We start from the raw sequence: 2,446 nt of genomic DNA on the forward strand, positions 1-2,446 counted from the left end.
CCGTTCAGGTGTCGGCAGCGAGGGCATCTTATCAAGAGGTGCCGAAAGGTAGAGATTTGGCGCGAAATTTTCACGCAAAACCTCTTGACATTACCCCCCATGGTAAACTGAGTACAAGCTCCGGAGCGATTTCTACAATTGTGGTTCTCCCGTTTACCCCGCAAAGGAGGATTGCCATGAGAAAATTGCTTGCGGTGTTGTTGTGTGTTAGCCTACTGTTGGGCGGCGGTTCGCCCATCCTGGCCCAGTCCGAGCCCACCGGCAATGACGGCGATACGCCTGTCCATCGGGTGTTCCTGCCCAGTGTTGTGCGAGGTGATGAAAGTGAGAGCATTGTTGCCGCTTCATTGACAGCCGTCGCGTATGGAAATTGGTTGGATTACACCACATACTGGGGCCAAGGTGTTGGAGTTCCGATTGTTGTAAACCACAAGACGAATGTCTCGGTCCAATATTACTATGCTGGTGGGACACGCCAGGTGTATTGGCAGAATTTTGGTGGGTTCATCAATATCGCGCAATCCTTGTGTGGGTATCATGACTGGATAAAGGGCGACACCTACTATCAGTCATCGACCGGTAACATGTCACCATATTTTCGTACGAATAGAGGCGATTTCTAATCAGAGTCGATGATGGCCAGGGATTTTCCCCCGAATAGAGGCGGTTTCTATCTGCCAAAAGGTTGTTCATAGTAGCTGCGCAGGCAAATGAGTAGCTCGCGAGCGTAGGGATGGCTAGACTGCAATTCGATTCGTCTGAGTTGTGAGCCCTCCAAATAGATGCGTCCGGGCATGCCGAGCAAGTCACGCACAACGCGTTTCAGTCCCCAAGACTCGAAGGAGGAGTTCCGTAAGGCCCGGAAACGGAAATCGGCGAGGAGATTGTGGGCCAGATCAGTCAGATGGATCAGGGCTTTCTGGGCATTCCAGCTCCGTTTTCGGCGGAAGGAAAGAAAGAGACCGGACTTGTCCTCGCGAAATTGCTCGACCTCTGCGCCGCCGCGCAGATCATAATAGTGTAGGAAGGCCTGTTTCGATGGCAGTTTCAGGGTCGTTACGTAGTAAGCATGCCGCCATTGGCCCTGTTTTCGCCACTTTTTCACGATCACCCACACCGGTTGAGAGAAAACCATGGGTGGGGTGACGGATCCGACATAGGCATCTATGCCCGTTGGGTCCCAACGGCTGACCTGTTGGGCCAAGCTATGGGCCCGACGGCCAGAGAAGCCCTTGGCCACGACCTGATAGCCCCGGGCCAAGAGCCAGGCCAGATTATCGTCTGTGCCCGAACCGCCGTCGAGCCGGTAGACGGTGCGTTGCCGCTGTTGAGCGGCTAACTCAAATGAAGTTTCGACATTCACGACAGCCGGTTGTAAACAGATGCTGGTCGTTGTATTGCCAGCATAGAGTTCTGACCATAGGGTTTCCGAGTAGTTGATGGCGCTTACTCTGGCCAATTGACGACCAACAGCGTTTTTTTACCGCTGAAATAGCCTTTGGCGCCACCTTCTGCTTGTTTGCCACAGAGCAAACCCGACAAATCGAAGTCCAACCAGAGAAATCCTCGCCAGTCGTGATGGCGGGTGCGACTACAATGAGCACAGATTTGTGCGATCTTGCGTTCTAATTCAAGAAGATTCATTTGAGTTAGGGCTTCCAGGGTATCCGAGAGGGTTGACTGATGGGCGAAGCGCTCGATTCCCCAGACTTGGGCCAATGTAGATTCGGGCCGTAAGCGGGTGTTCGCCTCGGAGAGGTAACGACAACCTGCCAATATACTCAGAAATACCTGGATGAGCTTGCTTTGGGGTGAATGATCCACCGTTTTCATGGCAATCCGTACCTCTCCTAGTGGATCAAGCACCCTGTGTTGCTGATAATAGCTGGATAAGAGCGCAACCGGGCCAAATTGCGTGTTGGTCAAGTTGTCCTGCGTCAACCCAAATTCGATGATCATTGAGGGCCTCCTGACGGCTAAGTCAAATGAAGTTTTTCGTCTGTGCCCTCATTCTAACAATTATGGTCAATTTGAGCCAATAGAAACGGCCTCTATTCGTACGAATGAATAGAATCGCTTTCTATTCGTGCGAAAATAAGGTGTCAATTTATGGCTGGTATGCCACCGGTGCTTGGTGCAGTGGTGGTGCTCTTTGCCGAAACTATCGAAGTGATATTGACTATTTTTTGACGTACACCAATTGCATCGGACGGTTCCAAAGCAACTCTTGGTTTACAAGTCGTTGTATTCCCAACCTCGGCCCTACTCGTACAACCAGTGTGAGCTTTTGATTGTCGTTTTCAAAGAGGCCTTTTTACAGCGACTTCATTCCCGGGAGGTGTACGTATGAGGAACTACAAAGCGTGGTATAAGTGGGTCTTCCTAGGGACATTGGTGGGCATTCTTATGCTAGCAGGCGCGGCCATAGCACTTCAGGCTGGTGACA

3 protein-coding genes are annotated in these 2,446 nt (G+C 51.5%); 1 reads left to right on the plus strand and 2 read right to left on the minus strand.

Annotated elements, in window-relative coordinates:
- Window positions 1-623, plus strand: a 623-nt coding sequence (locus D6694_13435; GenBank protein RMH37131.1) for a hypothetical protein, incomplete at its 5' end; no start/stop codon positions are given.
- Window positions 624-670: 47 nt separating this feature from the next.
- Here the strand turns inward: D6694_13435 and D6694_13440 are convergent.
- A complete protein-coding gene (locus tag D6694_13440) occupies window positions 671-1,459 on the minus strand; it encodes a hypothetical protein (GenBank protein ID RMH37132.1) in 789 nt (262 codons plus the stop codon).
- Window positions 1,447-1,959 (minus strand): hypothetical protein, encoded by a 513-nt coding sequence (locus D6694_13445; protein RMH37133.1) that lies wholly within the window; start codon window positions 1,957-1,959, stop codon window positions 1,447-1,449. Before D6694_13445 ends, D6694_13440 begins: the two co-directional genes overlap by 13 nt.
- Window positions 1,960-2,446: the final 487 nt, after the last annotated feature.

Source organism: Gammaproteobacteria bacterium (assembly GCA_003696665.1).
Lineage (GTDB): Bacteria > Pseudomonadota > Gammaproteobacteria > Enterobacterales.